Source organism: Umezawaea endophytica, from assembly GCF_025061645.1.
GTDB classification, from domain to species: Bacteria; Actinomycetota; Actinomycetes; order Mycobacteriales; family Pseudonocardiaceae; genus Umezawaea; species Umezawaea endophytica.
Genome location: NZ_JANYMP010000014.1, coordinates 101,724 through 127,679, shown reverse-complemented (window position 1 = coordinate 127,679; position 25,956 = coordinate 101,724). Strand labels below are relative to the sequence as shown.

At 71.8% G+C, this 25,956-nt stretch carries 24 protein-coding genes; 10 read left to right on the top strand and 14 right to left on the bottom strand.

Annotated elements, in window-relative coordinates; genetic code table 11:
* From NZH93_RS27345 to NZH93_RS27330, 4 genes are read right to left on the bottom strand one after another with little or no spacing between them, the layout of a single operon-like run.
* The gene (locus NZH93_RS27345; RefSeq protein ID WP_259626077.1) at nt 1-870 is read right to left on the bottom strand and encodes a TIGR03619 family F420-dependent LLM class oxidoreductase; all 870 of its coding nucleotides are present in this window, start codon (nt 868-870) and stop codon (nt 1-3) included.
* Nucleotides 867-2,024, bottom strand: coding sequence for a thiolase family protein (locus NZH93_RS27340; protein WP_259626076.1), 1,158 nt, complete (start codon nt 2,022-2,024; stop codon nt 867-869). Before NZH93_RS27340 ends, NZH93_RS27345 begins: the two co-directional genes overlap by 4 nt.
* Nucleotides 2,024-3,079 carry a thiolase family protein gene (locus tag NZH93_RS27335; protein WP_259626075.1) on the bottom strand — a complete coding sequence of 352 codons (1,056 nt, stop codon included), beginning with the start codon at nt 3,077-3,079 and terminating at the stop codon, nt 2,024-2,026. The genes NZH93_RS27340 and NZH93_RS27335 overlap by 1 nt, the downstream gene beginning before the upstream one ends.
* Before the next feature lie 17 nt (nt 3,080-3,096).
* Entirely contained in the window at nt 3,097-4,047 is a 951-nt protein-coding gene (locus tag NZH93_RS27330; RefSeq protein ID WP_372506862.1) for a Zn-ribbon domain-containing OB-fold protein, read from the bottom strand.
* A gap of 63 nt (nt 4,048-4,110) precedes the next feature.
* On the opposite strand from NZH93_RS27330, the gene NZH93_RS27325 reads away from it, so the two are divergent.
* The 3 genes from NZH93_RS27325 to kstD are packed head-to-tail and all read left to right on the top strand — an operon-like array spanning nt 4,111 to nt 8,969.
* Nucleotides 4,111-5,166, top strand: a complete 1,056-nt coding sequence (locus NZH93_RS27325) for an LLM class F420-dependent oxidoreductase (RefSeq protein WP_259626074.1) — start codon at nt 4,111-4,113, stop codon at nt 5,164-5,166.
* Nucleotides 5,167-5,198: 32 nt separating this feature from the next.
* On the top strand, nt 5,199-7,199 hold the full coding sequence (locus NZH93_RS27320) for a TIGR03618 family F420-dependent PPOX class oxidoreductase (protein ID WP_259626073.1): 2,001 nt from the start codon (nt 5,199-5,201) through the stop codon (nt 7,197-7,199).
* A gap of 3 nt (nt 7,200-7,202) precedes the next feature.
* On the top strand, nt 7,203-8,969 hold the full coding sequence (kstD, locus tag NZH93_RS27315) for a 3-oxosteroid 1-dehydrogenase (RefSeq protein ID WP_259626072.1): 1,767 nt from the start codon (nt 7,203-7,205) through the stop codon (nt 8,967-8,969).
* A 45-nt stretch (nt 8,970-9,014) separates the two neighbouring features.
* On the opposite strand, the gene NZH93_RS27310 is transcribed toward kstD, so the two are convergent.
* Nucleotides 9,015-9,812 carry a crotonase/enoyl-CoA hydratase family protein gene (locus NZH93_RS27310; RefSeq protein WP_276024224.1) on the bottom strand — a complete coding sequence of 266 codons (798 nt, stop codon included), beginning with the start codon at nt 9,810-9,812 and terminating at the stop codon, nt 9,015-9,017.
* 75 nt (nt 9,813-9,887) lie between these two features.
* Between NZH93_RS27310 and NZH93_RS27305 the strand changes: the two genes are divergently transcribed.
* Nucleotides 9,888-11,501 carry an acyl-CoA synthetase gene (locus NZH93_RS27305; protein WP_259626071.1) on the top strand — a complete coding sequence of 538 codons (1,614 nt, stop codon included), beginning with the start codon at nt 9,888-9,890 and terminating at the stop codon, nt 11,499-11,501.
* A 9-nt stretch (nt 11,502-11,510) separates the two neighbouring features.
* Nucleotides 11,511-12,614, top strand: a complete 1,104-nt coding sequence (locus tag NZH93_RS27300; RefSeq protein WP_259626070.1) for an NAD(P)H-dependent flavin oxidoreductase — start codon at nt 11,511-11,513, stop codon at nt 12,612-12,614.
* 42 nt (nt 12,615-12,656) lie between these two features.
* Here the strand turns inward: NZH93_RS27300 and NZH93_RS27295 are convergent, their stop codons facing one another.
* A complete protein-coding gene (locus NZH93_RS27295; protein WP_259626069.1) occupies nt 12,657-13,772 on the bottom strand; it encodes an acyl-CoA dehydrogenase family protein in 1,116 nt (371 codons plus the stop codon).
* Between the two features lie 13 nt (nt 13,773-13,785).
* Entirely contained in the window at nt 13,786-14,970 is a 1,185-nt protein-coding gene (locus NZH93_RS27290; RefSeq protein ID WP_259626068.1) for an acyl-CoA dehydrogenase family protein, read from the bottom strand.
* Between the two features lie 84 nt (nt 14,971-15,054).
* Here NZH93_RS27290 and NZH93_RS27285 point away from each other — a divergent pair, with 84 nt between their 5' ends.
* The 5 genes from NZH93_RS27285 (at nt 15,055) to NZH93_RS27265 (ending at nt 19,587) form a co-directional block, all read left to right on the top strand.
* Complete coding sequence (locus tag NZH93_RS27285) at nt 15,055-15,246, top strand: ferredoxin (RefSeq protein ID WP_259626067.1); 192 nt, start codon at nt 15,055-15,057, stop codon at nt 15,244-15,246.
* A 92-nt stretch (nt 15,247-15,338) separates the two neighbouring features.
* Nucleotides 15,339-16,424, top strand: a complete 1,086-nt coding sequence (locus NZH93_RS27280; protein WP_259626066.1) for a Zn-dependent alcohol dehydrogenase — start codon at nt 15,339-15,341, stop codon at nt 16,422-16,424.
* A 13-nt stretch (nt 16,425-16,437) separates the two neighbouring features.
* Nucleotides 16,438-17,292, top strand: a complete 855-nt coding sequence (locus tag NZH93_RS27275; RefSeq protein WP_259626065.1) for a 3-oxoacyl-ACP reductase — start codon at nt 16,438-16,440, stop codon at nt 17,290-17,292.
* A gap of 22 nt (nt 17,293-17,314) precedes the next feature.
* Complete coding sequence (locus tag NZH93_RS27270) at nt 17,315-18,826, top strand: aldehyde dehydrogenase family protein (RefSeq protein ID WP_259626064.1); 1,512 nt, start codon at nt 17,315-17,317, stop codon at nt 18,824-18,826.
* Between the two features lie 2 nt (nt 18,827-18,828).
* On the top strand, nt 18,829-19,587 hold the full coding sequence (locus tag NZH93_RS27265) for a glucose 1-dehydrogenase (protein ID WP_259626200.1): 759 nt from the start codon (nt 18,829-18,831) through the stop codon (nt 19,585-19,587).
* Nucleotides 19,588-19,589: 2 nt separating this feature from the next.
* Here NZH93_RS27265 and NZH93_RS27260 read toward each other — a convergent pair whose 3' ends face one another.
* The 7 genes from NZH93_RS27260 to NZH93_RS27230 form a co-directional block, all read right to left on the bottom strand.
* Nucleotides 19,590-20,507: an alpha/beta hydrolase gene (locus NZH93_RS27260; protein ID WP_259626063.1), complete on the bottom strand. Its 918-nt coding sequence runs from the start codon at nt 20,505-20,507 to the stop codon at nt 19,590-19,592.
* Nucleotides 20,508-20,527: 20 nt separating this feature from the next.
* Nucleotides 20,528-21,286: an IclR family transcriptional regulator gene (locus NZH93_RS27255; protein WP_259626062.1), complete on the bottom strand. Its 759-nt coding sequence runs from the start codon at nt 21,284-21,286 to the stop codon at nt 20,528-20,530.
* Nucleotides 21,287-21,300: 14 nt separating this feature from the next.
* Nucleotides 21,301-22,257, bottom strand: coding sequence for a PDR/VanB family oxidoreductase (locus tag NZH93_RS27250; RefSeq protein WP_259626061.1), 957 nt, complete (start codon nt 22,255-22,257; stop codon nt 21,301-21,303).
* Complete coding sequence (locus NZH93_RS27245; RefSeq protein ID WP_259626060.1) at nt 22,254-22,463, bottom strand: hypothetical protein; 210 nt, start codon at nt 22,461-22,463, stop codon at nt 22,254-22,256. The genes NZH93_RS27250 and NZH93_RS27245 overlap by 4 nt, the downstream gene beginning before the upstream one ends.
* Entirely contained in the window at nt 22,460-23,509 is a 1,050-nt protein-coding gene (locus tag NZH93_RS27240; protein WP_259626059.1) for a Rieske 2Fe-2S domain-containing protein, read from the bottom strand. Before NZH93_RS27240 ends, NZH93_RS27245 begins: the two co-directional genes overlap by 4 nt.
* Nucleotides 23,510-23,679: 170 nt before the next feature.
* Complete coding sequence (locus NZH93_RS27235) at nt 23,680-24,240, bottom strand: hypothetical protein (RefSeq protein WP_259626058.1); 561 nt, start codon at nt 24,238-24,240, stop codon at nt 23,680-23,682.
* Between the two features lie 188 nt (nt 24,241-24,428).
* Nucleotides 24,429-25,811: a KamA family radical SAM protein gene (locus NZH93_RS27230; RefSeq protein WP_259626057.1), complete on the bottom strand. Its 1,383-nt coding sequence runs from the start codon at nt 25,809-25,811 to the stop codon at nt 24,429-24,431.
* Between the last annotated feature and the right edge of the window lie 145 nt (nt 25,812-25,956).

Sequence of the window (25,956 nt, the reverse complement as noted above, 5' to 3'; positions counted from 1 at the left end):
TCACATCCGGGTGATGACCTCGTCGGCGAACCGCCGCAGGCCGTCCTTCTTCGCCGCCAGCGTGCCGTCGAAGCCCACGCCGTAGAACAGCCAGGGGACGACGATCGCGTCGGTCACGCCGATGTCGGCCTGCTGCCGGTAGCCGTCGAGGCCGAACCGGTCGACGCACACGGCCTGGATCTCGTACGGCTCGTCCGCGCGCTCGTACTCGGCGCGCAGCACGGCCAGCTTGTCGATCACCGTCTTCAGGTCGTCGAACTTGATCATCGCCGACGTCCACCCGTCGCCGACGCGCGCCGCCCGGCGCAGCGCCACGGGGGTGTGGCCGCCGACGTAGAACGGCACCGGGTCCTTCGGGGCCGGGCTCATCCGCAGCCGGTCGAAGTCGAAGAACTCCCCGTGGTACTCGACCATCCCGCCGCCGAGCACGAGCTTCAGCACGTCGATCATCTCGTCCGCGCGCTTGCCGCGGTTCTCGTAGGGCGCGCCGCACCACTCGAACTCCTCCGGCGCCCAGCCGAGCCCGACGCCGAGGCCGAACCGGCCGCCGGTCAGGTTCGCCACCGAGCCGACCTGGCGGGCCAGCAGCAGCGGGTTGCGCGACCCGAGCTTGAGCACCTGGGTGTAGAAGCCGATGTGCTCGGTGACCGCCCCCATCGCCGCCGCCGCGACCATCGGGTCGACCCAGGGGGTCTCCTCGTTCCACATCCGCGAGCCGTCCGGGGTGTACGGGTACTCGGCGGACACCTTCTCGGAGAAGAACAGCGAGTCCGGCAGCGCGATGGAGGCGTAGCCGCACTCCTCGGCGGTCCTGGCCAGCTCGGTCAACTGGTCCAGCGGACTCATCGCGATACCCAGGCTGAACTTCATCGCACACCCGCCCTCTCCGAGCCGACCACCCACATCGCGAAGAACTGGGAACCGCCGCCGTAGGCGTGTCCCAGCGCCGTGCGCGCCCCGTCGACCTGGTGGTCGCCCGCGCGGCCCATCACCTGCCTCGCCGCCTCGGCGAACCGGAGCATCCCGGACGCGCCGATCGGGTTCGACGACAGCACGCCACCGCTCGGGTTCACCGGCAGCCTGCCGCCGATCTCGGTCTCGCCCGCCTCGGTGAGCTTCCAGCCCTGGCCCTCGTCGGTGAACCCGAGGTTCTCCAGCCACATCGGCTCGAACCAGGAGAACGGCACGTAGATCTCGGCGACGTCCACCTGCGCCAGCGGGTTCGTGATCCCGGCCTGCTTCCATAGCGCCGCAGCGGCGTCCCGGCCCGCCTGCGGGTTGACCTGGTCCCGCCCGGCGAACGTCGTCGGCTCGGTGCGCAGGGCCGTGGCGTGGATCCACGCGGCCGCGCCGCTGGTCGGCTCGTCGGACAGGACGATCGCGCACGCGCCGTCCGACGACGGGCACGTCTCGTCGTAGCGGATCGGGTCCCACAGCATCTTGGACGCCCGCACCGACTCCAGCGTGATGTCCGGCTGGCGCAGGTGCGCGTGCGGGTTGCGGGCGCCGTTGCGCCGGTCCTTCACCGCGACCATCGCGCCGATGTGCTCCGGGGCGCCCGCCCGGCGGATGTAGGAGCGCACGTGCGGCGCGAAGTAGCCGCCCGCGCCCGCGTGCACCGGCATGGTGAACGGGATCGGCACGGACAGCGCCCACATCGCGTTGGACTCCGACTGCTTCTCGAACGCCACGGCCAGCACCCGCCGGTGCACGCCTGCCTGCACGAGGCTGGCGGCCACGTTCGCCGTGGTGCCGCCGACCGAGCCCGCCGTGTGCACGCGCAGCAGCGGTTTCCCGTTGGCGCCCAACGCGTCCGCCAGGAACAGCTCGGGCATCATCACGCCCTCGAACAGGTCCGGCGCCTTGCCGACGACGACGGCGTCGATGTCCGGCCAGTCCACGCCCGCGTCGGCCATCGCGCGGTCGACGGCCTCGCGGCACAGCCCGGCCATGGACACGTCGAGCCGCTTCGCGGCGTGGTGGGTCTGGCCGGTGCCGACCACGGCCGCCTGCTGCTTGGCCATCAGTCCCGTCCCTCCATCACGCAGACCAGGTTCTGCTGGAGCAGCGGTCCGCTGGTGGCGTGCCCGAGCACGCGTTCGGCCTCCCCGTCCAGCACCCGCCGGGCCGCCTCGCCGATCCGCGCCAGTCCGGCCGCGAACATCGGGTTGCCGCACAGCGTGCCGCCGGAGGGGTTGACCCCGACCTCGTCGCCGAGCCCGAGCGCTTGGCGCAGCAGGATCTCCTGGTGGCTGAACGGCGCGTGCAGCTCCGCCACCGAGACACCGTCCGCGCCCGCGGCCTTCCCGGCCGCCACGGTGGAGGGCGACGTCGTGAGGTCGCGCCCGCCGAGGCTCGGCGAGTCGACCCGGTGGTCGATGCCGGTGATCCACGCCGGGCGCTCGCACAGTTCACGGGCCCGGTCACCGGACGCCAGCACGATCGTCGCGGCCCCGTCGGTGATCGGCGCGCAGTCGTGCGCCCGCAGCGGGTCCGCCAGGTACGGCTGGGCGAGCAGGTCCTCGACGTCGACCTCGCCGGAGAGCTGGGCGAGCGGGTTCGCCCGCGCGTCCGACCGGCTGCGGGCGACGACCTCGGCCATGGCGCGCTCGCTCCACAGGCCGCTCTCGATGCCCAGCCTCGCCTGGATCCCGGCCAGTCCGACCGAGTCGGGCCACAGCGGCGTCACCAGATAAGGGTCGAGCTGGAGCGCCAGCACCCGGCGCAGGTGACCGGCGGAGGACTTGCCGAAGCCGTAGACCAGCGCGGTGTCGACCTCCCCGGTGCGGATCTTCACCCACGCCTCGTAGAGCGCCCAGGCGGCGTCCATCTCCACGTGCGACTCGGTGATCGGGGGGAACGCGCCGATCGCGTCGACAGCGGAGACGAACGAGAACGCCCGCCCCGCCAGGTAGTCCGACGACCCGGAGCACCAGAACCCGATGTCCGGTGTGGACAGACCGAGCCCGCCGAGCACCTCCTGGAAGATCGGCACCAGCATCTCGACACCGTTGGTGGTTCCGGTCGTCCTGCGCACGCTGGGTGTCTGTGCGAAGCCGACGACCGCGACGTCCGACATGGACCGACCTCCTCTCGTCACAGGTGCTGCGAATAGGTGTCGTACGGCGCGTCCGGCTCGCCGGTCGGGCGGAAGTGGTCGATGTTCTGCAACGTCGGCCCCCACTCCTCCCTCGGTTTCCACACGGCCTCGACGCGCATGCCCATCCGCACCTCGTCGGCGGCGCACCCGAGCACGAGGTGCAGGAACGCGATGTCCGCGCCGTCCAGCAGCACGTAGGCCGCCACGTACGGCGGCGTGATCCGCTGGCCGAGGAACGGCACGTTGACGATGCAGAAGGTGGTCACCGTCCCGTGGTCGGGCAGCTCCACCTCCTCGGCGGTGGGCACGCCGTCGGTGGGGCACGCGGGCCTGGGCGGCAGGTAGACCTTGCCGCACGCGGGGCAGCGCTGGCCGAGCAGCCGACCCTCGGCCAGGCCGCGCAGGAACGAGCTCTCCTCGGCCGACGCGGTGTGCCGGTAGTGCAGCCGCACCGGGCTGGTGATCATCGTGACCGGGTCGCCGTCGTCGTCCAGCGGTTCGAGCGCGGGCTCGTCGGACGGCTCGAAGCAGGCGATGTCGGTGATGGCCCCGACCCGGTCGTCGGCCCAGCGCACGCGGACCCGCATCCCGGTCCGCATCCGGTCGGGCGACCCGGCGTCGACGGCGTGCAGCAGCGCGGTGTCCGCGCCGTCCAGCAGGACCAGCGCCCAGGCGAACGGGCGGTCGAGCGGCTGGCCCTCCAGGGGCTCGGCCGCCCACGACCAGCTCCGCACGACACCGGTCGACGCCACGTCGACCACCTCGGTAAGTGGTTCCGCGGTCACCGGGTCGTACTCGGCGGGCGGGACGTGCACGCGCCCGTCCGAGCCGCGCACACCGGTCACCCGCCGCTGCCTCAGCGCCGTCATGAACCGGCTCAGCGTCGGGCCGAGCGACCGGGTGTAGTCGAAGCCAACCTCTAGCGGAGCACTGAGCGGCTTGGTCACGATCCAAAGTGAAACAGGTTCTCGATTTCGTGGCAAGATGCCAGGTGATCGAGGAGGTTGGGCATGAAGGTGGGGCTACAGCTCGGGTACTGGGGCGCGCAGCCGCCGACCGACGCGGCGCAGTTGGTGGCGGCGGCCGAGGAGGCCGGTTTCGACGCCGTGTTCGCCGCGGAGGCCTGGGGTTCCGACGCGTTCACGCCGCTGGCCTGGTGGGGGTCGTCCACCTCGCGGGTGCGGCTGGGCACGTCGGTGGTGCAGATGTCGGCGCGCTCGCCCGCGGCCTGCGCGATGCACGCGCTGACCCTGGACCACCTGTCCGGCGGGCGGTTCGTGCTCGGCCTCGGCGTGTCCGGGCCGCAGGTGGTGGAGGGCTGGTATGGCGCGCCTTTTGGCAAACCGCTGGCCAGGACCAGGGAGTACGTGTCGATCATCCGCCAGGTGCTCGCGCGGGAACGTCCGGTGAGCAACGCGGGCCCGCACTACCCGTTGCCCTACCAGGGACCCGGCTCGCTCGGGCTCGGGAAGTCGTTGCGGCCCATCACCCACCCGCTGCGCGCCGACCTGCCGATCTGGCTCGGCGCGGAGGGGCCGCGCAACGTGGCGCTGGCCGCCGAGATCGCCGACGGGTGGCTGGCGATCTACTACGCGCCGCGGCTCGCGCCGATGTACGACGAGTGGCTGGCAGAGGGGTTCGCCAAGCCCGGCGCGCGGCGGACGCGGGAGGACTTCGAGGTCGCCGCCGCGGTCCAGGTCGTGGTGACCGACGACCCGGCGTCCGCGCGGGCCCAGCTCAAGCCGGTGATGGCCCTCTACCTGGGCGGGATGGGCGCGCCGGGGATGAACTTCCACGCGGAGGTGTTCTCCCGCATGGGGTACGGCGAGGTGGTCGAGGACGTCGGGCGGCTGTTCGCGGCGGGGCGCAAGGAGGAGGCGGCGCGGGCCGTGCCCGACGAGCTGGTCGCGGAGATCTCCATCGTCGGCACGGCCGAGCAGGTGCGCGCCGACCTGGCCCGGTGGAGCGCCGCCGGGGTGTCGACGGTGATCGTCGGCTGCCGCGACGTGGCGTCCATCCGGGCCGTCGCCGACGCTTGCCAACTAGTGAAACACGTTCTAATTTGAGCGGATGTAGCCGCGAGGACGGGAGCGCTCACGTGACCTCCGAGGGACTGTGGAACATCGCCGCCGCGGATCCGGACCGGTGTGCGCTGGTCGACCCGGCGGGCCTGGAGACCACCTACCGCGACCTCGCGGCGACCGCCGACCGGTACGGGCGCGGGTTGCAGGCCATGGGGCTGGAACCGGGCGACAGCGTCGTCCTGATGCTGCCCAACAGCTCCGAGCTGGTGGCGGTCTACTTCGCCGCGGTGCAGACCGGCCTGTACGTGGTCATGGTCAACTGGCACCTCGTCGGACCCGAGGTCGCCTACCTCGTGCAGGACAGCGGCGCCAAGGCGTTCATCGCGCACGAGCGGTTCGCGGACGTCGCCGTCGACGCCGCCGCGCGCACGGACCTCCCGCCGGAGGCGCGCTTCGCCGTCGGCGACGTCCCCGGCTTCCAGCCGCTGGGCAGGCTGGGGGAGGGTGAGCCCGCCACCCGCCCGGACGTGCGCACCACGGGCTCGCCGATGCTCTACACCTCGGGGACGACGGGACGGCCCAAGGGCGTGCGCAGGCCGCTGACCGGAGCCGACCCCGACGTCGTCCCGCCGTCGGCCGCGTGGTTCTTCGGGATCTTCGGCATCAAGCCGTTCGACGCGCACGTGCACCTGTGCGGGTCGCCGCTCTACCACACGGCGGTGCTCAACTTCGTCGTCATCTCGATCCAGCTCGGGCACACCGCCGTCCTGATGGACCACTGGGACCCCGAGGAGATGCTGCGGCTGATCGAGCGCCACCGCGTGACGCACAGCCACATGGTGCCGACCCAGTTCCACCGGCTCCTGGCGCTGCCGGACGACGTCCGGTCGCGCTACGACCTGTCGTCGCTGCGCGCGATGATCCACGGCGCGGCCCCGTGCCCGATCGAGGTCAAGCGCCGGATGCTCGACTGGTGGGGTCCGGTCGTGATCGAGTACTACGCGGCGACCGAGGGCGGCGGCACCGCGATCGGCGCCGAGGAGTGGCTGCGCAAACCGGGATCGGTCGGCCTGCCGTGGCCGTCGTCGGTGGTCCAGGTCTTCGACGAGGACGGCAACGAGCTGCCCGCGGGGGAGCAGGGCCTGGTCTACATGCGGATGGGCACGGCCACGTTCGAGTACCACAAGGACGCGGAGAAGACCCGGACCGCGCGGCTGGGCGACCTGTTCACGCTGGGGGACGTCGGCTACCTGGACGAGGACGGCTACCTGTTCCTGTGCGACCGCAAGAGCGACATGATCATCTCCGGCGGCGTCAACATCTACCCCGCCGAGATCGAGGGCGAACTGGCCTGCCACCCCAAGGTCGCGGACGTGGCGGTGTTCGGCGTGCCGCACCCGGACTGGGGCGAGGAGATCAAGGCGGTCGTCCAACCGGTGGAGCCCGGCGCGGAGTTCACCGAGGAACTACTGGCGTTCGCCGCCGGGCGGCTGGCGAAGTTCAAGCTGCCGCGCACCGTCGACTACGTCCGGGAACTCCCGCGCGATCCGAACGGCAAGCTGTACAAGCGGAAGCTGCGCGACCCGTACTGGAAGAAGAAGTCGCGCGGCCGTGACCGCGTGAAGATGTCGTCGGAGGAAGTCGACGAGTTCCTCCGGGAGCAGCGCACGCTGGTCGTCGCGAGCCTCGGCAGGTCCGGCCTGCCGCACCTGGCACCGATGTGGTTCGCCGTGCTGGACGGCGACATCGTGTTCTGCACCGACCGCTCGTCGCAGAAGATCGTGAACCTCCGCCGCGACCCCCGGATGAGCGCGCTGGTCGAGACCGGCGAGGCGTACGAGGAGCTGCGCGGCGTGTTCCTGGAGGGCGTGGCGGAGGTGTCCGACGACCCGGCCGAGCTGGCCCGCGTGGTCGACGCCGTCGTAGCGCGCAACGTCGGTCCGGTCGACGACGCCGGCCGCGAGGGGGTGCGCCACGCGATGGCCAAGCGCGTGGCGGTGGTCTTCCGACCGACCCGCGTGGCCAGTTGGGACCACCGCAAGGCCTTCCCCGCCACCACTTCGCCGGAGCAGTGAGCCATGCCGTTACCCGAAGGTCTGCCCACCCGCCGCCAGGTCCTCGCCGGAACCGGCTTCACGCTGGCCGCCGGTCTGCTCGGCCACCAGCCCGCCGAGGCGGCGGCCGTCCCTACGCTGGGGGAGTACGACGTCGTCGTGGTCGGCTCGGGCGCGGCGGGCATGACCGCCGCACTGACCGCGGCGAAACGCGGCCTGAGCTGCGTGGTGGTCGAGAAGGCCCCTACCTACGGCGGTTCGGCCGCGAGGTCCGGCGCGGGCATCTGGGTCCCCAACAACGAGGTCCTGCTGGCCGCGGGCGTGCCGGACACCCCGCAGAAGGCGACCGCGTACCTGGCCGCGGTGGTCGGTGGCTCCGTGCCCGCCGCCCGCCAGCAGGCGTACCTGGCGAACGGCCCGGCCATGATCTCGTTCGTCATCCGCAACAGCCCGCTGCGGTTCCGCTGGATGGAGGGCTACAGCGACTACTACCCGGAACTGCCGGGCGGGCTGCCGAACGGCCGGTCGATCGAACCGGACCAGCTCGACGGCAACGTCCTCGGCCCCGAGTTGGCGAACCTGAACCCGCCGTACCTGGCCACCCCGGCGGGCATGGTCGTGTTCGGCGCCGACTACAAGTGGCTGGCGCTGTCCCTGGTGAACGCCAAGGGGCTCGCGGTGGCGACGGCGGCGCTCGCCAGGGGCACCAGGGCGGCGCTGCTCGGCCAGAAACCCCTGACCATGGGCCAGGCGCTGGCGGGCGGCCTCCGCGCGGGCCTGATGTCCGCCAACGTCCCGGTCTGGCTCAACACTCCGCTGGTGGACCTGAACGTCGAGGGCGGCGCGGTGACCGGTGTGGTCGTCCAGCGCAACGGCGCCCAGGGCCTCCTCAAGGCCAGGCGCGGCGTCATCGTCGGCTCCGGCGGGTTCGAGCACAACGCCGCCATGCGCGCCCAGTACCAGCGGCAGCCGATCGGCACCCAGTGGTCGGTGGGCGCCAAGGAGAACACCGGCGACGGCCACCGCGCGGGCCAACGGGCGGGCGCGGCGCTGGACCTCATGGAAGACGCCTGGTGGGGCCCGGCGATCCCCACCCCCGGCTCGCCGTACTTCTGCCTCGCCGAACGGACCCTCCCCGGCGGGCTCATCATCAACCAGGCGGGGCAGCGCTACGTCAACGAGGCCGCCCCCTACGGCGACGTCGTGCACGTCATGTACGACCGCGACCCCGCCAACCCATGCATCCCGTCCTGGCTGGTCGTCGACCAGAACTACCGCAACCGCTACCTGTTCGCCGACATCGCCCCGGCGCTGCCGCTGCCGGACTCCTGGTACCAGTCGGGCGCGGTGGTGAGGAACTGGAGCCTGGACGGCCTGGCGACGGCGATCGGCGTCCCGGCCACCGCGCTGAAGGCCACGGTCGCCAAGTTCAACGGCTTCGCGAGGTCGGGCCAGGACACCGACTTCCGCCGCGGCGACAGCGCGTACGACCACTACTACACCGACCCCGCGGTGATCCCGAACTCCTGCCTGGCACCGCTGTGGGCGGCGCCGTACTACGCCTTCAAGATCGTGCCCGGCGACCTGGGTACCAAGGGCGGCATGCGCACCGACGCCCGCGCCAGGGTGCTCAGGCCGGACGGCTCGGTCATCACCGGCCTGTACGCCGCGGGCAACGCCAGCGCGGCCGTCATGGGCCACAGCTACGCCGGCGCGGGCTCGACCATCGGGCCCGCCATGACCTTCGGCTACGTGGCGGCGAACGACATCGCCGACCACCCGGCGCGCTGAGCCCTGTCGGGGGACCTCGGTCCCCCGACAGGGTCGTTCAACGGCTCACACCCCGCGGAACTCCGGTCGGCGCTTGGCGGCGAACGCCACCGGGCCCTCCTTCGCGTCCGCGCTGCGGAACACCTCGATCCCGAGCCGGGCGTCGACCTTGAACGCCTCCTCCTCGGGCATACCCTCGGTCTCGCGCATCGTCCGCAGGATCGCCGCGACGGCCAGTGGCCCGTTGGCGGCGATCAGCGACGCCAACTCCATCGCCTTCTCCAGCGCCGTCCCGTCGGGCACCACGTGCCCGATCAACCCGATCCGCAGGGCCTCGGGCGCAAGGATGTGCCGTCCGGTCAACAACAACTCCGCCGCGACCGTGTACGGGATCTGCCGGGGCAGCCGCACCGCGGATCCGCCGAGCGGGAACAGGCCCCACCGGGCCTCCGACACGCCGAACCGGGCGCTCTCGCCCGCGACCCGGATGTCGGTGGCCTGGAGGATCTCCGTCCCACCGGCCACCGCGGGCCCCTCGACCGCCGCGATCAACGGCTTCGTCAGCCGCCGCCCCTTCAGCAGGGGTTCGATCACCGACAGGTCGGAGTCGCCGAAGCTGTCACCCGGATGGCGCTGGTTCATCGCCTTCAGGTCGGCGCCCGCGCAGAACGCTCCGCCCGCCCCGGTCAGCACGCACGCCCGGATCTCCGGATCGGTGTCCACCCGGTCCCAGGCGGACAGCATGATCTCCATCATCGGTCCGGACAACGCGTTGCGCGCCTTCGGCCGGTTCATCGTGACGATCAGGACGGGCCCCACCCGTTCGACCAGGCAATGCGGTTCCTCAATAACCTGCGACGTCATCTCCGAGGGCCTCCTGGATCGAGTCTGACCACCTGGGGGATTGTCCACAACGATAACACGTTCTACTTTCACGGCATGGCCCTCAACGTCGCAGATCTCGTCGAGCACGCCGTTGACATCGTTCCGGATCGCGTCGCCATCGTGTGCGGCGAACGGGAGGAAACCTATGCGCTGCTTGAGGAGCGCGCGAACCGCCTGGCCCACCACCTGGCGTTGAACGGCGTCGTCGAGGGTTCGCACGTGGGCCTGTACGCGCGCAACTCCATCGAACTCGTCGAAGCCATGATCGCCGTGTACAAGCTGCGGGCCGTGGCCATCAACGTGAACTACCGCTACACCAAGAACGAGTTGCAGTACTTGTTCGACCAGGCGGACCTCGTCGCGCTGGTGCACGAGCGCCGGTACTCCGAGCTGGTGGCCGAGGTGCTGCCCGCGGTGCCGCTGCTGCGGCACGTCGTGGTGATCGACGACGAGTCCGACGCGGACTTCTCCGGGTACGGCGGTGTCGACTACGAGACGGCGCTGGCCGAGGCGTCACCCGAGCGGGACTTCGGGCCGCGCAGCGCGGACGACCTCTACATCCTCTACACGGGCGGCACCACCGGCATGCCCAAGGGCGTGATGTGGCGGCACGAGGACGTGTGGCGGGTGCTCGGCGGCGGCATCGACTTCGTCACCGGCGAGCACGTCACCGACGAGTGGCACCAGGCCAGGCAGGGCAAGGACTACGGGCTCATCCGGCTGTGCTTACCGCCGATGATCCACGGCGCGGCCCAGTGGGCGATGCTCGGCGCGCTGTTCTCCGGCAGCACCGTCGTGCTGGTGCCCAAGTTCGAGCCGGACGAGGTGTGGCGCGTGGTCGAGCGGCACCGCGTCCAGGTGGCGGTGATCGTCGGCGACGCGATGGCCCGCCCGATGATCGAGGAGTACCGGGCCGGGCAGTACGACGCCTCGTCGCTCGGGATCATCAACAGCAGCGCCGCGCTGTTCTCGCACACTGTCAAGGAGCAGTACCTGGAGGCCCTGCCGAACGTCACCCTGCTGGAGTCGATCGGCGCGTCCGAGACCGGCTCCACGGGCATCGGGGCGGTGTCCAAGGAGGTGCGGAAGACCGACGGCACGCGGGTGAAGCTGAACGACGACACCATCGTCATCGACGACGACGGGCGGCCGCTGAAGCCGGAGACGGGCGTCGTCGGCAGGCTCGCCCGCGGTGGCAACGTCCCGCTGGGCTACTACAAGGATCCCGTGAAGACCGCGGCCATGTTCCAGGAGATCGACGGCAAGCGGTACACCGTGCCCGGCGACTTCGCGCGGTTCGAGGCCGACGGCACGATCACGTTGCTGGGCCGGGGGAACACGTGCGTCAACACCGGCGGGGAGAAGGTGTTCCCGGAGGAGGTGGAGGCCGCGCTGAAGTCCCACCCCGACGTGTTCGACGCGCTGGTGATCGGCGTCCCCGACGACCGGCTCGGCCAACGGGTCGGCGCGCTCGTGCAGGCACGTCCCGACCGCGTGCCGCGACTGTCCGAACTGGACACCCACGTGCGGCAGGAGATCGCGGGCTACAAGGTGCCCCGCAGCGTGTGGCTGGTGGACGAGATCGTCCGGCTGCCCAGCGGGAAACCGGACTACCAGTGGGCCAAGAGCTACGCGCAAGACCACGAGACGGCGTCGCTGCCGGGTTGAGGAGGTTCCATGCGCACGCCGTTGTGCGACACGCTGGGCATCGAGCACCCCGTGTTCGGGTTCACCCCGTCCGAGCACGTGGCGGCGGCGATCAGCCGCGCGGGAGGGCTCGGCGTGCTGGGGTGCGTGCGCTTCAACGACGCCGCGGACCTGGACCGCGCGTTGACCTGGATGGACGAGAACACCGACGGCAGGCCGTACGGCGTGGACATCGTGATGCCCGCGACCGTGCCGACCGAGGGCACCTCCTTCGACCTCGACAAGCTCATCCCGCAGGGGCACCGGGACTTCGTCCAGCGCACGCTCCAGAAGCTCGGCGTGCCACCGCTGCCCGCCGACGAGGAGTCCGGCGCCGGCGTGCTCGGCTGGCTGCACTCGGTGGCGCGGTCGCACGTCGACGTCGCGCTCGAACACCCCATCCGGCTCATCGCGAACGCGCTCGGCTCACCGCCGGACGACGTGATCCGGCGGGTGCACGAGCACGGCGTCCCGGTCGCCGCGCTCGCCGGGAAGAGCGAGCACGCGAGCAGGCACGTCGACAACGGCGTGGACATCGTGGTGGCGCAGGGCTACGAGGCGGGCGGCCACACCGGTGAGGTGGCCTCGATGGTCCTCGTCCCGGAGGTCGTGGACGCCGTCGGCGAGCGCGTCCCGGTGCTCGCCGCGGGTGGCATCGGCTCCGGCCGGCAGATGGCCGCCGCGCTCGCGCTGGGCGCTTCCGGCGCCTGGATGGGTTCCTACTGGCTCACCACCGCGGAGTACGCGCTGATGGGGCAGAGCACGGCCACCCAGCGCGCGCTGCTCGCCGCCGGGTCGAGCGACACCGTGCGCACCAGGATCTACACCGGGAAACCCGCGCGCCTGCTCAAGACCAGGTGGACGGAGGCGTGGGCCGAGGCGGACGCGCCCGCGCCGCTGCCGATGCCGTTGCAGAACCTGTTGGTCAGCGAGGCGCACCAGCGCATCACGCTGTCCGACGATCCGGGCGTGGTCTCCATGCCCGTGGGCCAGGTCGTGGGTCGGATGAACGACGTGCGGCCGGTCGCCGAGGTCATGGCGACGCTGCTGCGCGAAGCCGACGAGGCGATCGACAGGCTGGGCAAGCTGCGCTGACCGGAGGGCGGGGTGGTGGCGGGTTCCCGACCCGCCACCCCGTCACGCCGGGTGCGTGGCCAGCGCCGCGCCGATCCTGCGCAGGTGGGCGGTCGCCCCGCCCAGCTCGAACTCTACCCGCTTGGCCGCGGTGAAGTAGCGGTGCAGGCCGTGCTCGACGTCGATGCCCTGCCCGCCGTGCACGTGGACGGCCGTGTGCGCGACCCGGTGGCCCGCGTCGGCCGCCCAGAACTTGGCCGTCGCGACCTCCGTCTCGCACGGCAGGTCCGAGGCCAGCCGCCAAGCCGCCTGCCACAGCGTCAGCCGGATCGCCGCCACGTCCACGAACGCGTCGGCCAGCCGCTGGGACACCGCCTGGAAGCTGCCGATCGGCCGGTCGAACTGGACGCGGGTCCTGGCGTGCTCGGCCGTCAGCTCCAGCGCGCGTTCGGTGATGCCGAACTGGAGGGCGCACAGCCCCACCGTGGCCCGCGCGAGCAGCCACGCCGCGGTCTCGTCACCCGGTGAGCCGAGCAGCCGGTCGTCGTCCAGCCGCACGCCCGCCAGGTCGAGCCAGGCCGTGTCGTCGCCGTCCACGACCTGTTGCCCGGTCACGGTGACGTGCTCGTCGCGCGGATCGACCAGGAACACCGCCCGACCCTGGGGAGTCGTCGCGGGCACGAGGAACAGGTCCGCCACCGCGCCCCACGGCACGGTGGTCTTCACGCCGGTCAGCGTCCACCCGTCCGGCCCGCGCTCGGCGGTGGTGGCGGGCGTCCCCGTGCCGTCGTCCAGTTCCTCCACGAGCGCCGCGGTCGGCAGCAGCCGCCCTTCGGCGGTGGGCCTCGCCCACTTCTCGCGCTGCTCGGCGGAGCCGAACGCGGCCAGCGCGGACGCGGCCACGACGATCGAGGGCAGGTACGGCACGGGGGCCACCGCGCGGCCCAGTTCGACCAGCACGCCGCACTGCTCCAGCAGGCCGAACCCGCCACCGCCCACCTCCTCCGGCAGTGCGGCGGACAGCACCCCGGCCCCGGCGAGGTCGGCCCAGAGCGCGCGGTCGACGTGGCCGGGAGTGGTCTCGACCTGGCGCAGCCTGGCCGGGGTCACGTGGTCGGCCAGGATGTCGCGGGTCAACCCGGCCAGTTCCAGGGTCGCCTCGGTGGGCACGAAGTCCATGCGGTCCTCCCGGTCAGCGCGGGGCGGCGGGCAGGCCGAGGCCGACCCTCGCGATGATGTCCCGCTGGATCTCGTTGGTGCCGCCGCCGAAGGTGAGGATCAGCGACGACCGGTGCATCCGCTCGACCCGGCCGCGCAGCAGGGCGCCGCGCGATCCGGCGCGCACGACGGCGTGCGCGCCGAGCACCTCCATCAGCAGCCGGTACGCCTCGGTCGCGAACTCGGTGCCGAAGACCTTCGTGGCCGACGCCTCCGCCGGGCTCGGCGCCCGGTCGGCGTCGGTGGCGATCTTCCAGTTCAGCAGCTTCAGGAACTCGGTCTTCGCGTGCACGCGGGCCAGGTGCAGCCGCACCCACTCCTGGTCGATGACGCGGTCGCCGGTGCCGGGCAGCTTGGTGGACTGCGCCCACTCCCGGACCTCCTGGAGCGCGGTCTGGAGGGGCGCGGCGGAGCTGAGCGCGACGCGCTCGTGGTTGAGCTGGTTGGTGATCAGCTTCCAGCCCTGGTTCTCCGCGCCGACCCGGTTCGCCACGGGCACGCGCACGTCCTGGTAGTAGGTCGCGCTGGTGGTCGGCCCGGCCATCGTGCGCACGGGCGTCCAGGAGAAGCCGGGCGAGTCGGTCGGCACGACGACCATGCTCAACCCCTTGTGCCGCGGCGCTTCCTGGTCGGTGCGGCACGCCAGCCACACGTAGTCCGCGTACTGGACGAGGCTGGTCCACATCTTCTGCCCGGTGATCACGTACTCGTCGCCGTCGCGGACGGCGCGGGTGCGCAGGGCGGCCAGGTCGGTGCCCGCCTCGGGCTCCGAGTAGCCGATCGCGAAGTGGATCTCGCCGCTCGCGATCTTCGGCAGGTAGTCGGCCTTCTGCTCCGGGGTGCCGTAGGCCATGATCGTCGGCCCGATCGAGTTGAGCGTCAGGAACGGCACCGGCGCGCCCGCGACGGCCGCCTCGTCCACGAAGATGAGCTGGTCGATCATCGGGCGGTCCTGCCCGCCGTACTCCTCCGGCCAGCCGAGCGTCAGCCACCCGTCGAGTCCCATCCGGCGGACGGTGTCCTTGTAGGTGGCCGAATCGCCGTAGTCGCCGCCGCCGGAGGTGAGGGCGGCCCGCCGCTCCGGGGTCATCAGCGCGGCGAAGTAGCTCCGCAGTTCCCGGCGCAGGTCTTCCTGCTCCGGCGTGTACCCGATGTGCATGCGTCCTCCGCTGGCTCGGGAAGCGAAGCGACCCTACTCTAGAACGAGTTCTAGTTCAGTGTGAAGAGCTGTCGGGAGGTAGTCGTGAAGGTCAGCGTCGACCCGGTGCTGTGCGAGGCGAACGGCGTCTGCGTCGGGATCCTCCCGGACGTGTTCGATCTCGACGACGATGAGGTGTTGCAGGTGCGACCCGGTGAGTTGGCGGAAGGGGAGGTCGAGTCGGCGAGGAAGTCGGTCGCGGCCTGCCCGAGGAACGCCTTGCGGCTCAACGGGTAGGGCCCACACGGATGGGCCTTGTGATGAATGAGAACAGATTCTAGTGTGCCCTGTATCCAGCTCAGCCGTGAACTCGACGAGGAGTGATACCGGTGAAGGCAGCCGTGCTGAACCAGATCGGCGACGACAAGCTCGAACTCCGCGACGACGTGACGACCACGGCGCCGGGCCCGGACGAGGTCCGGATCAAGGTCAAGGCGTGCGGCATCTGCCACAGCGACCTCTCCGCGATGAACGGCACGCTGCCCGCGCTCGCTCCCGGCGTCGTCGGCCACGAGGGCGCCGGTGAGATCGTCGAGGTCGGCAGCGCGGTGACCTCGCTCGCCGTCGGCGACCACGTGGTCGTCACGTTCGTGCCGCCCTGCGGGACCTGCCGCAACTGCGTGAGCGGCGAGACGCACCTGTGCATCGTGCACGCCATGGCGGCGTTCACCTCACCGCGCTTCCTGGTGGGCGGCGCACCCGCCTTCGGCTACGCGGGCCTCGGCACGTTCGCCGAGGAACTGGTCGTGCCCGCCGCGGGCGCGATCAAGATCGACCACGACGTGCCGTTCGAGATCGCCGCGCTGATCGCCTGCGGCGTGATCACCGGCGTTGGCGCGGTCCTCAACACCGCGAAGGTCGAACCGGGGTCCGACGTCGTGGTGATCGGCTGCGGCGGTGTCGGCGTCTCGGTCATCCAGGGCGCGCGGCTCGCGGGCGCGGCTCGGATCATCGCGGTGGACCCGGTGGTGGAGAAGCACGAGGTGGCCAAGCACTTCGGCGCCACCCACGCCACCACCCCCGAGGGCCTCGCCGAGCTGAACCAGTCGCTGGCGGGCGGGATGGGCTTCGACTACGGCTTCGACGTGGTTGGCCTGCCCGCGACCATCCGCTCGGCGTGGGACATCACCCGGCGCGGCGGCCACGTCGTGATCGTCGGCGCGGGCCGGGCCGACGCGATGGTCGAGTTCAGCGCGCAGGAGCTGTTCCTGCACGACAAGACCCTGCACGGGTCGTTCTACGGCACGGCGAACGTCCGCCGGGACGTGCCGCGCCTGGTGGCGCTGTGGCGCGCGGGACGGCTCGACATGGAGTCCATGATCAGCAAGCGGATCCGCCTGGACGACGTGAACGAGGGGCTCCAGGTGCTGCGCGGTGGTGGCGCCTCCGTCCGCCAGGTCATCATCTTCGACTAGGAGGGCGTCCACAGTGGACCTCGCGGGCAAGGTGGCGGTGGTGACCGGCGCGGGAGCCGGGCTCGGCCGGGCGGAAGCGCTGGCACTGGCGCGGGCGGGCGCGGACGTCGTCCTCAACGACCTGCCGGGCGCGGCGGCCTCCGTCGCGGAGGAGGTCGAGCAGCTCGGCGCCAAGGCCGTCGTGGTCGAGGGCGACATCGGCGACCGGGCCACGGCCGACGGCCTGCTCACTGCCGCCGTCGAGCACTTCGGCGGACTGCACGTCGTGGTGAACAACGCGGGCGTCCTGCGGGACCGAATGCTGTTCAGCACGTCCGACGAGGACTGGGACCTGGTCCTGCGGGTGCACCTGCGCGGGCACTTCCTCGTGTCCCGCGCGGCGGCGACCTACTGGCGCGCGCGGTCGAAGGAGACGGGCGAGCCGGTGTACGGGCGGGTCGTCAACACCTCCTCCGAGGCGTTCCTGCTTGGCCCGGCCGGGCAGTCGAACTACGCGGCGGCCAAGGCCGGGATCGTCGCGCTGACCCTCTCGACCGCGCAGGGCCTGGCCCGCTACGGCGTGCGCGCCAACGCGATCTGCCCGCGCGCCCGCACCGCCATGACCGAGCACGTCTTCGGCGAGGGCCCGGAGGACGGCGTCGACCCGCTGGCGCCGGACCACGTCGGCGCGTTCGTCGCCTACCTCGCCTCCCCGGCCGCCGACCGGATCAGCGGCCAGGTCTTCGTCGTGCACGGGGGAGTGGTCGCGCTGATGGCCCCGCCCACCGTGGAGCGGCGGTTCGACTCGACCGACGACCTCGGCGAGCACTTCGCCGCCAGGGACCCCCGGCGGACGTTCGCCTGCACCGAAACCCTTTCCCTGTCCTGAGTTGCGCGTTCGAGGAGGAGCAGTGGTGTTCACCGTACAGCCGCATCGCGAGGCGCTGGGGTTGAAGGACGGCCAACTCCTCGTCGACGGGAAGTTCCGCGGCTCCGGCGACGGGGCGACGTGGACCCACCACCACCCCGCCACCGCCGAGGTGGTCGGGCAGTTCGCCATCGCCACCGACGAGGACGTGGACGACGCCGTGCGGTCCGCCCGCCGGGCGTTCGACGAGGGCCCGTGGCCGCGGTACGGCGCGGGCAAGCGCGTCCAGGTGCTGCGCAAGTACGGCGACCTGCTGCGGGAGCACGCCGACGAACTGCGCGGCCTGCAAGCGCTGGACAACGGCGTCCCGCTGTCGTTCGGCCAGATCTACGGCACGTCGGTCGCCATCGCCGCGGACATCTTCGACCACCACGCCGGGTGGATCGACAAGGTCGGCGGCGAGACCCTGCCGCCGTACCAGGGCGGCGACCACCTGGCGATGACGTTCCGCGAGCCGGTCGGCGTCGTCGCGGCCGTGCTGCCGTGGAACGCGCCGTTCGTGCTCTTCGCGCAAAAACTCGCCCCGGCGCTCGCCGCGGGCTGCACGGTCGTCGTCAAACCCTCGGAGTACGCGTCGTTCTGCGTGATCCGCATGGTCGAGCTGCTGATCGAGGCCGGACTGCCGGACGGCGTGGTCAACCTCGTCACCGGGCCGGGGGCGTCGACGGGTTCGGCGCTGATCAACCACCCGCTGGTGGACAAGATCAGCTTCACCGGCAGCCGGGGTGTCGGCAAGCTCGTCGTCGAGGCGTCGGCGGGCACGTCCAAGCGGGTGTCGCTCGAACTGGGCGGCAAGAGCCCGGCGCTGGTGTTCGCCGACGCCCCGAACGTCGGCCTGGCCGCGATGACGTGCATGGGCATGGTGACCATGGGCCTGTCCGGTCAGGCGTGCGTGGCACACACCAGGGCGCTGGTGCACCGGGACGTGCTCGACGAGTTCCTGGCGTCCGCCGAGATGCTCGCGGGCGTGGTCACCTTCGGCAACCCGTTCGACCCCGCCGTGATGGCCAGCCCGCTGATCAACCAGCGGCAGCTCGACCGCGTGCTCGGCTACATCGACAAGGGGCAGGAGGAGGGCGCGCGCCTGGTGACCGGCGGCAAGCGCCTGGACGGCGACTTCGCGGAGGGCAACTTCGTGGCCCCGACGATCTTCGCCGACGTGCGCAACGACATGACCGTGGCCCGCGAGGAGATCTTCGGCCCGGTGTTGGCGGTCGTACCGTTCGACGACGAGGACGAGGCGGTCCGGATCGCGAACGACACCGAGTACGGTCTGGGCGCGGGCATCTACACCACCGACACCCGCCGCGCGTTCCGGGTCGCCAAGCGGGTGCGCGCCGGGATGATCGGGATCAACGGGTTCCAGCTCGAACCCCACGTGCCGTTCGGCGGCTTCAAGCAGTCCGGGCTCGGCCGCGAGGGCGGTCGCAGCGCGTACGAGGCGTACACCGAGCTGAAGACCGTGATGATGCCGCTGACCGACGAGCTGATGTGACCGTGGGGCGACTGGACGGCAAGGTCGCGGTCGTCACCGGCGCCGCGCGCGGCCAGGGAGCCGCCGCGGCCCGCCGGTTCGTCGCCGAGGGCGCGCGGGTGGTGATCACCGACGTCCGCGACGACCTCGGCAAGCAGCTCGCGGACGACCTGGGTGACGCGGCCCTGTACCGCAGGCTGGACGTGGCGTCCGAAGAGGACTGGGCGCTGGCGGTCGCCGAGACCGTGGACGCGTTCGGCGAGATCACCGTGCTGGTGAACAACGCGGGCGTCCTGCACTTCTCCGCCATCGCCGAGACCACCCTCGACGACTACCAGCGGGTGGTCGGGATCAACCAGACCGGCACGTTCCTCGGCATGCGCGCGGTGATCCCGTCGATGAAACGGGCGGGCGGCGGATCGATCGTCAACGTGTCCTCGGTGGAGGGCCTGGGCGGGATGCCGTACCTGGTCGCCTACACGGCCACCAAGTTCGCCATCCGCGGCATGACGAAGGTCGCCGCGATGGAACTGGGGGAGCACGGCATCCGGGTCAACTCCGTGCACCCCGGAGCGGTCGACACCGCGATGGTGAGCGACGCGCTCGGCGGGTTCAAGGTCGACGTGGCGCGCGTCGGCCGGAAGCTGGCGCTGCGCCGGATCGGGCAGCCGGAGGACGTGGCGAACGTCGTGCTGTTCCTGGCCTCCGACGAGAGCGGCTACTGCACGGGAGCGGAGATCGCCGTGGACGGCGGCGCCACGGCGACGCACGGGCTGAGCTGACGTCAGGCCCGCGTGGCCTCCCCGACGCGGCGCGCGATCAGGGCGTAGGTCTCGCGGGCCTTCTCGGCGTCGTTCACGTCGTACCCGTGATCGACGCCCGCGACGTCGTGGTGCTCCACCAGGGCGCCCGCCTTCAGCAGGCGCCGCGCGTAGCGCACGCCCTCGGCGCGGAGCCGGTCCAGTTCGGCCGTGATGACCAGCGCGGGCGCGATCCCGGTCAGGTCGGCGGTGTCCGCCGGGTTGGCGGGCGACACCAGGGGATCGGTCCGCGCGGACCGGTCGGGCAGGTAGGCGGCGTCGAACACCTCGCCCATCCACGGCTTGAGCACCGGCTTGGCGAGCGGCGACGGCTTGTCGCCGGGGTCGGCGGCGAGGTCGAGCGGCGGGTAGTGCAGCACCTGGAGGGCGATCGGCGGCCCACCGCCCTCCAACGCCTGGCGCGCCACCGCCGCCGCGAGCCCACCGCCCGCGCTCTGCCCGCCGACCGTCAGCCGGGCGCCGTCCCAGCCGTGCTCGGCGCCGTTCTCCGCGACCCACCGCACGACCTCGAAGGCCTGGTGTGGCGGAGCGGGGAAGCGGTGCTGGGGTGCGACGGCGTAGTCGACGTTGACGACGACCACGCCCGCCTCGGCGGCCAGGTACCGGCACAGCGGGTCGTCGAGCCGCACCCCGCGCATGATGTACCCGCCGCCGTGGAAGTTGACGTGCACCGGAGGGCTCGGGTGTCGGCCCGCCGGGCGGTAGACGACGGCGCGGGTCGGGCCGATCGCCGTCGGGACCGTCACCTCCAGCGTGTGCCCGGTGAACTCCGGCAGGATGCGACCGGCCCGGCGGGAGATGGCGCCCGCCGCCAGCACGGTCGCGCCCTGCATCAGCCGTGCCACGACGTCGGCCACCAGACGGGTGCCGAGGATCGACATGCTTCCTCCAACGTGCGGTCTCATCCGACGGGCGACGCCAATCTACGGGTGATCCCGCGCGCGGCAGTGCGGACGAGGGGTGCGAGCGCGGCGGGTTCTGCGCCGTCGGCCCGGACGACGAGCGACACCGCGGCGACGACCTCGTCGTTCGCGTCGCGGATCGGCGCCGCTACGGACAGCGCGTCCGTCGTGACCTGGCCGTCGCTGACGGCGTAGCCCCTGCGGCGCACGTCCGCGAGGACCTCTCGCAGCCGCACCGGGTCCGTGGTGGTCTTGGCGCTGTACCCGCGCAGCGGCGAGGCCAGCATCTCCTCCTGCACCTCGACGGGCGCGTGCGCGAGCAGCACCAGGCCGACCCCGGTGGCGTGCAACGCGAACCGGCCCCCGACGCGGGTCCGCACCGGCACGGCGTCGCGGCCCGAGATCCGCTCCACGAACACCAGTTCCAGCCCCGCCCGCACGGCGAGCTGGACGTTCTCGTGGGTGACCTCGTACAGGTCCTCCATGAACGGCATGGCCGCCTCGCGCAGGCCGAGGCCGCGCGGTGCGAGGGAGGCGACCTCCCAGAGCCGCAGGCCGATGCGGAACCTGCTGTCGGGACCGCGTTCCAGCGCGCCCCACGCCACGAGCTCCATGGCGCGGCGGTGCGCCGTCGGCAGCGACACGTCCGCCCGCCGCGCCAACTCCGTGAGGGTCAGCGCCTGTGCCTCCGGCGTGAACGCCTCCAGCAGGGCCAGCACCTTCGCCGTCACGGACCGACCCGCTGCGGGCCTGCCCACGACCGCTCCGCCGGTCACAGGTCGAGGACGAGCCGCGTGCCGCGCGCGCGTGAAACGCAGATCATCATCGTGTCGCCCGCCTCCCTCTCGGCTTCGGTGAGCAGCGAATCGCGGTGGTCCGGGACACCGTCCAGGACGACCGTCTCACAGGTGCCGCAGGTCCCCTCGCGGCACGACCAGAGCACCCCCACCCCGGCGTCCTCGACGACGTCGAGGATCGGCCGGTCCGGCGGGACGAGCAGGGTCCTGCCCGACCGCGCCAGCTCGACCTCGAAGGGACCGACGTCGCCGGACTCCGGTTTGGGGGCGAACCTCTCGACGTGCAGCGCACCGGACGGCCAGTGAGCGCAGCGCTGCTCGACGGCGGCGAGCAGCGACTCCGGGCCGCAGCAGTACACGGCGGTGTCCGGATCCGGTTCGGCCAGCAGGGGATCGAGGTCCAGCAGCCCGGTCTCGTCCTGCGGCCGGACGTCCACCCGCTCCCCGTACTCGCGGGTCAGGTGGTCCAGGAACGCCATCGAGGCCCGCGTCCGCCCGCCGTACAGCAGCCGCCAGTCCGCGCCGAGCGCGTCGGCGGCCGCCACCATCGGCAGGATCGGCGTGATGCCGATGCCGCCCGCGACGAACAGGTAGCGCTTCGCCTCCACCAGGGCGAAGTGGTTGCGCGGCCCGCGCACGCGCACCTCGTCGCCCGCCCGGAGCCGGTCGTGCACGTGGCCGGAGCCGCCGCGGCCGTTCGGCTCGTGCAGCACGGCCAACCGCAGTTCCGACCGGTCCGCCGGGTCGCCGCACAGCGAGTACTGCCGCACCAGGTCCGGGCGCAGCACCAGGTCGACGTGCGCGCCCGGTTCCCACGCGGGCACGTCGTCGCCGTCGCGGTGGCGCAGGCTCATCACGACGACCCCGGCGGCCACCTCCTCCTTGTGCGCCAACAGCAGGTCGAGTTCCGGCTCGACGCGCCGAGCCGTCATCGAGCGCTCACCGCCATCGGCCGCGGCGCGGCCGGCGTGGACCCGTGTCCCGTCGGATGGGCGAGCAGCCAGTCCCAGAGCGCGACCGGGTCGTCGAAGTCGCGTTCGGCGCCGCAGTGGCACACGGCGACCAGCAGGTCGGTGCCCAGCCGCCAGTGGACGCGGTGGACGGCCCCACCGCGCAGCATCGCGACCCTGCCGGTCATACCCGCGCCGCCCGCGCGGGCTCGGCGGCGGCCATCCGCTGGAGGATCCGCCGGGCCGCCAGACCGCCGGTGTCGATGTTGACCGACAGCTCCTGGTAGCCGTCGGGCTCCGACTCGATCACCTTCTCCAGGATGTCCAGCGCGGTGACGTCCTGGAGCACCACCGTCCGGTTGCTCTCCGCCAGGAAGTCCGACACGCCCTGGTCGTCGAGCGCGAAATCCCTTGCCACGGCCCAGAAGTCGTGCGTGCTGTGCTCGGTCTCCGGCGTGATGGCGTAGACGACCTCGACGTGGAAGGCGTTCGGGTCGGACCCGTCCTCCTCGGGCAGCACCCCCACCGGCGCGATCCTGCTGTGCAGCAGGTAAAGGCACGGCGGCCGGTACTCGATGTCCTGCCAGCGGGTGATCCGGCCCTCGATGCCGGTGGACTTCGCGTAGAACGGCGGGCACGCGGCGTCGTCCATGTGCCTGCTGACGTAGACGATCCCGTTGTCCTCGTCCACCTCGGTGGTGATCGGCGTGGCCGCGACCTCGGGGGTGCCGATGTAGCCGCCGTGCAGGTAGGTCTCGTGCGACAGGTCGAGCAGGTTGTCCACCAGCAGCAGGTAGCGGGCGGCCAGCGGCTCCATCCCGCACACCGTCGTGTACGCGGGGTCGTCGAGCCAGGGCGCCCGCGGGATCAGCGACTCGTCGGCCAGGTCGGCGGCGCCGATCCACACCCAGACGAACGAGTCCCGCTCCACCACCGGGTACGCCGGAACCCGTGCGGTGCGCGGGATCCGGGCCTGGCCGGGCACGGACACGCACGTGCCGACCTTGTCGTAGGTGAAACCGTGGTAGCCGCAGACGATCGTGTCGCCGTCGAGCCTGCTCTCCGAGAGCGGGTAGCGCCGGTGCACGCACCGGTCGGCCAGCGCGACGACCTCGCCGGTCTCGGCGCGGTAGAACACCAGGGGTTCGCCGAGGACGGTCCTCGCGAACAGCTCACGTCCGATCTCCTGCCCGTAGGCGGCCACGTACCACTGGTCGCGCACGAAGGCGGTCATCACAGCGCGGTCTCCTGTCCTGCCAATGGCTGCGCGCCCGGCCGTCGTGGTGGCGACCCGCCGGGCTGCGCCCACCGGAACCGGTGGGTGCCCAGGACCTTGGAGCAGTTCGCCCGCCGCGGGGAAGGCACGTTTTCAATGGGTGAAAGGATTCCTGGTCGGACGGCCCGCTACGGCAGGTCGGCCAGCATCCCGCGCATGACGTCCGCCAGTTCCGCGGTGCTCAGCGGCGGTTCGGGCGAGGCGAGCGGCACGAGCGGCGCGATCTGGCCGAACGCGTCCACGGTGACCCAGGCGCACGCGGGCACCAGGAAGCCGCCCGAGTTCGGCGACTGCGTGCACACCCCGCGGACGCCGTTGCCGAGGTCGACCTCCGTGGGCGCGCCCTGCTGGCGCGGCCTGGCCCGCGCCACCTCCAGCATCTGGGTCGCGTCGGTCGTCGACCCGCGCACGAGCAGGACGTCACCGTTGGGCGCGGAGACGTCGGGCAGGTGGTAGACGGCGAAGGTCGTGCTGCCCGGCACGACGATGGTGCCGGGCAGTTGCCCGCGCACCTGCTCCAGCAGATCCGGGATCATGCCTTCGGTGGCCCGGTTCCGACCCAACCCACCCGCGCTGTCGGGCGCCGCCGTGTCCACCGGAATCGCGAGCGCCGCCGTCCGCCCAGCAGACGACGGCTTCACCGCCCTCGGCCCACTGGTCTCCACCCCCACGCCGAACTCGACGCTCACACAACCCGTGAGCGAGGCGAGGGCGACCACGACGAGCGCCGGTAATCGCGCCCGACGGCCACGAACCCCACCGGTGGAACGTGATCGCGTCGCCATTGTTCCCCCGCAGCCCTCTCCGGATGGACGCGACTCAGTGTGCCGCTACGCGGCGGGGGCGGTAAAGGGTCGTGGTGGTGGCCCACCCGGCGTCAGGCCTTCGCGGACCACCAGGCCTGGCCGGTCTCGCCCAGCGTCGAGATCGGGTCGTAGTACGGGTACCTGCGGTCCAGTGCCTCGGGGTCGGCGAGTTCGATGCCGGTCCGGTAGTTCTTCGTCCAGTACGAGACGCCGAGTTCGCGGTCGTACTCCGCGAGCTGGTGCACCCAGCGCTTGCCCACGTACGGCACGTCGCACACGATGCGCGGCGTCGCGTAGCCCGGCAGGTAGCCCATGATCGCGTGCTGCAACGCCTGCGCTTCCCAGACGGCCACGCGCCAGTGCTCGGCGTTCGGGATCATGTCGCACATGTAGAAGTAGTACGGCAGGATGTTCGCCTCGCCCTGGAGCGCGAAGCACAGGTCCAGCAGGTCGTTCGGGGTGGCGTTGACGCCCTTCATCAGCACGCCCTGGTTGCGGACGTCGCGGACGCCGACCTCCAGCGCGGTCCTGGCGGCCTCGGCGACCAGCGGCGTGACGGACTGGGCGTGGTTGACGTGGGTGTGGATCGCCAGGTTGACGCCCCGGCGGGACGCGGTGCGGGCGACGCGCTCCAGGCCCTCGACGACCCTGGGCTGGAGCCAGTGCTGGGGGAGGCCCGCGAGTGCCTTGGTGGCGAGCCGGATGTCGCGGACGGTGTCGATGTCCAGCACGCGCATGAGGAACGACTCGAGCTGGGCCCACGGGACGTTGGCGACGTCGCCGCCGGAGACGACCACGTCGCGGACGCCGGGCGTGCGCTTGAGGTAGTCGACCATCTGGTCCTGGCGGTCGACCGGCTTGAGCAGCAGCTTGTGCTTCTGGACCGTGGGCGTGCTGTTGCCGACCAGGTCCATCCGGGTGCAGTGGCCGCAGTACTGGGGGCAGGTGGAGACGAGCTCCGCGAGCACCTTCGTGGGGTAGCGGTGGGTCAGGCCCTCGACCACCCACATCTCGGCCTCGTGCAGCGAGTCGCGCTCGGAGTGCGGGTGGCTCGGCCACTCGGGGTCGCGGTCGGAGCGGACCGGCATCATGTAGCGGCGGACCGGGTCGGCGAAGAACGCCTCGGTGAAGTCCGCCGGGGCCGCGTCCGGCGCCATGGTGTTGAGCATCTGGGGCGGCAGCAGCATCGACATCGTGGCCAGCTCGGCCTGGTCGGCCGCCAGCTCGTCGTAGAAGTGCTCGCTGAGCAGGTCGCCCATGACCTTGCGGAGCTGCTTCGCGTTCTTCACGCAGTTGACCCGCTGCCACTGCGCGTCCCGCCACTGCGCGTCGGTGACGTGGCTCCAGCCGGGGAAGCGCCGCCAGTCCGGCTCGACCAGCTCCTTGCGCACGTAGGTGTACGGCTGGTGGTCGATGCCCTCGGACGCGGGCGCGACCTCGTGAAGCGCAGTCATACGTGCTCCCTACGGGTTGGTTCGCGTAAAGATATCCTGGCACACCGCTAGTTCGACGTAAATATTCCCGAACGAGGGCGTGTTGACCGGGTAACACGCGTGAAAAGTCCGTGGTGACGTCCGTCTCGTGCCGTCCTGATCGGCG

Coding starts and splice junctions, on each gene's coding strand:
- NZH93_RS27340 (WP_259626076.1), bottom strand. CDS start 2,024: ATGGCCAAGCAGCAGGCGGCCGTGGTCGGCACCGGCCAGACCCACCAC.
- NZH93_RS27230 (WP_259626057.1), bottom strand. CDS start 25,811: ATGACTGCGCTTCACGAGGTCGCGCCCGCGTCCGAGGGCATCGACCAC.
- NZH93_RS27310 (WP_276024224.1), bottom strand. CDS start 9,812: ATGACGTCGCAGGTTATTGAGGAACCGCATTGCCTGGTCGAACGGGTG.
- NZH93_RS27250 (WP_259626061.1), bottom strand. CDS start 22,257: ATGACGGCTCGGCGCGTCGAGCCGGAACTCGACCTGCTGTTGGCGCAC.
- NZH93_RS27300 (WP_259626070.1), top strand. CDS start 11,511: ATGCGCACGCCGTTGTGCGACACGCTGGGCATCGAGCACCCCGTGTTC.
- NZH93_RS27245 (WP_259626060.1), bottom strand. CDS start 22,463: ATGACCGGCAGGGTCGCGATGCTGCGCGGTGGGGCCGTCCACCGCGTC.
- NZH93_RS27305 (WP_259626071.1), top strand. CDS start 9,888: ATGGCCCTCAACGTCGCAGATCTCGTCGAGCACGCCGTTGACATCGTT.
- kstD (WP_259626072.1), top strand. CDS start 7,203: ATGCCGTTACCCGAAGGTCTGCCCACCCGCCGCCAGGTCCTCGCCGGA.
- NZH93_RS27335 (WP_259626075.1), bottom strand. CDS start 3,079: ATGTCGGACGTCGCGGTCGTCGGCTTCGCACAGACACCCAGCGTGCGC.
- NZH93_RS27295 (WP_259626069.1), bottom strand. CDS start 13,772: ATGGACTTCGTGCCCACCGAGGCGACCCTGGAACTGGCCGGGTTGACC.
- NZH93_RS27345 (WP_259626077.1), bottom strand. CDS start 870: ATGAAGTTCAGCCTGGGTATCGCGATGAGTCCGCTGGACCAGTTGACC.
- NZH93_RS27240 (WP_259626059.1), bottom strand. CDS start 23,509: ATGACCGCCTTCGTGCGCGACCAGTGGTACGTGGCCGCCTACGGGCAG.
- NZH93_RS27290 (WP_259626068.1), bottom strand. CDS start 14,970: ATGCACATCGGGTACACGCCGGAGCAGGAAGACCTGCGCCGGGAACTG.
- NZH93_RS27260 (WP_259626063.1), bottom strand. CDS start 20,507: ATGTCGATCCTCGGCACCCGTCTGGTGGCCGACGTCGTGGCACGGCTG.
- NZH93_RS27325 (WP_259626074.1), top strand. CDS start 4,111: ATGAAGGTGGGGCTACAGCTCGGGTACTGGGGCGCGCAGCCGCCGACC.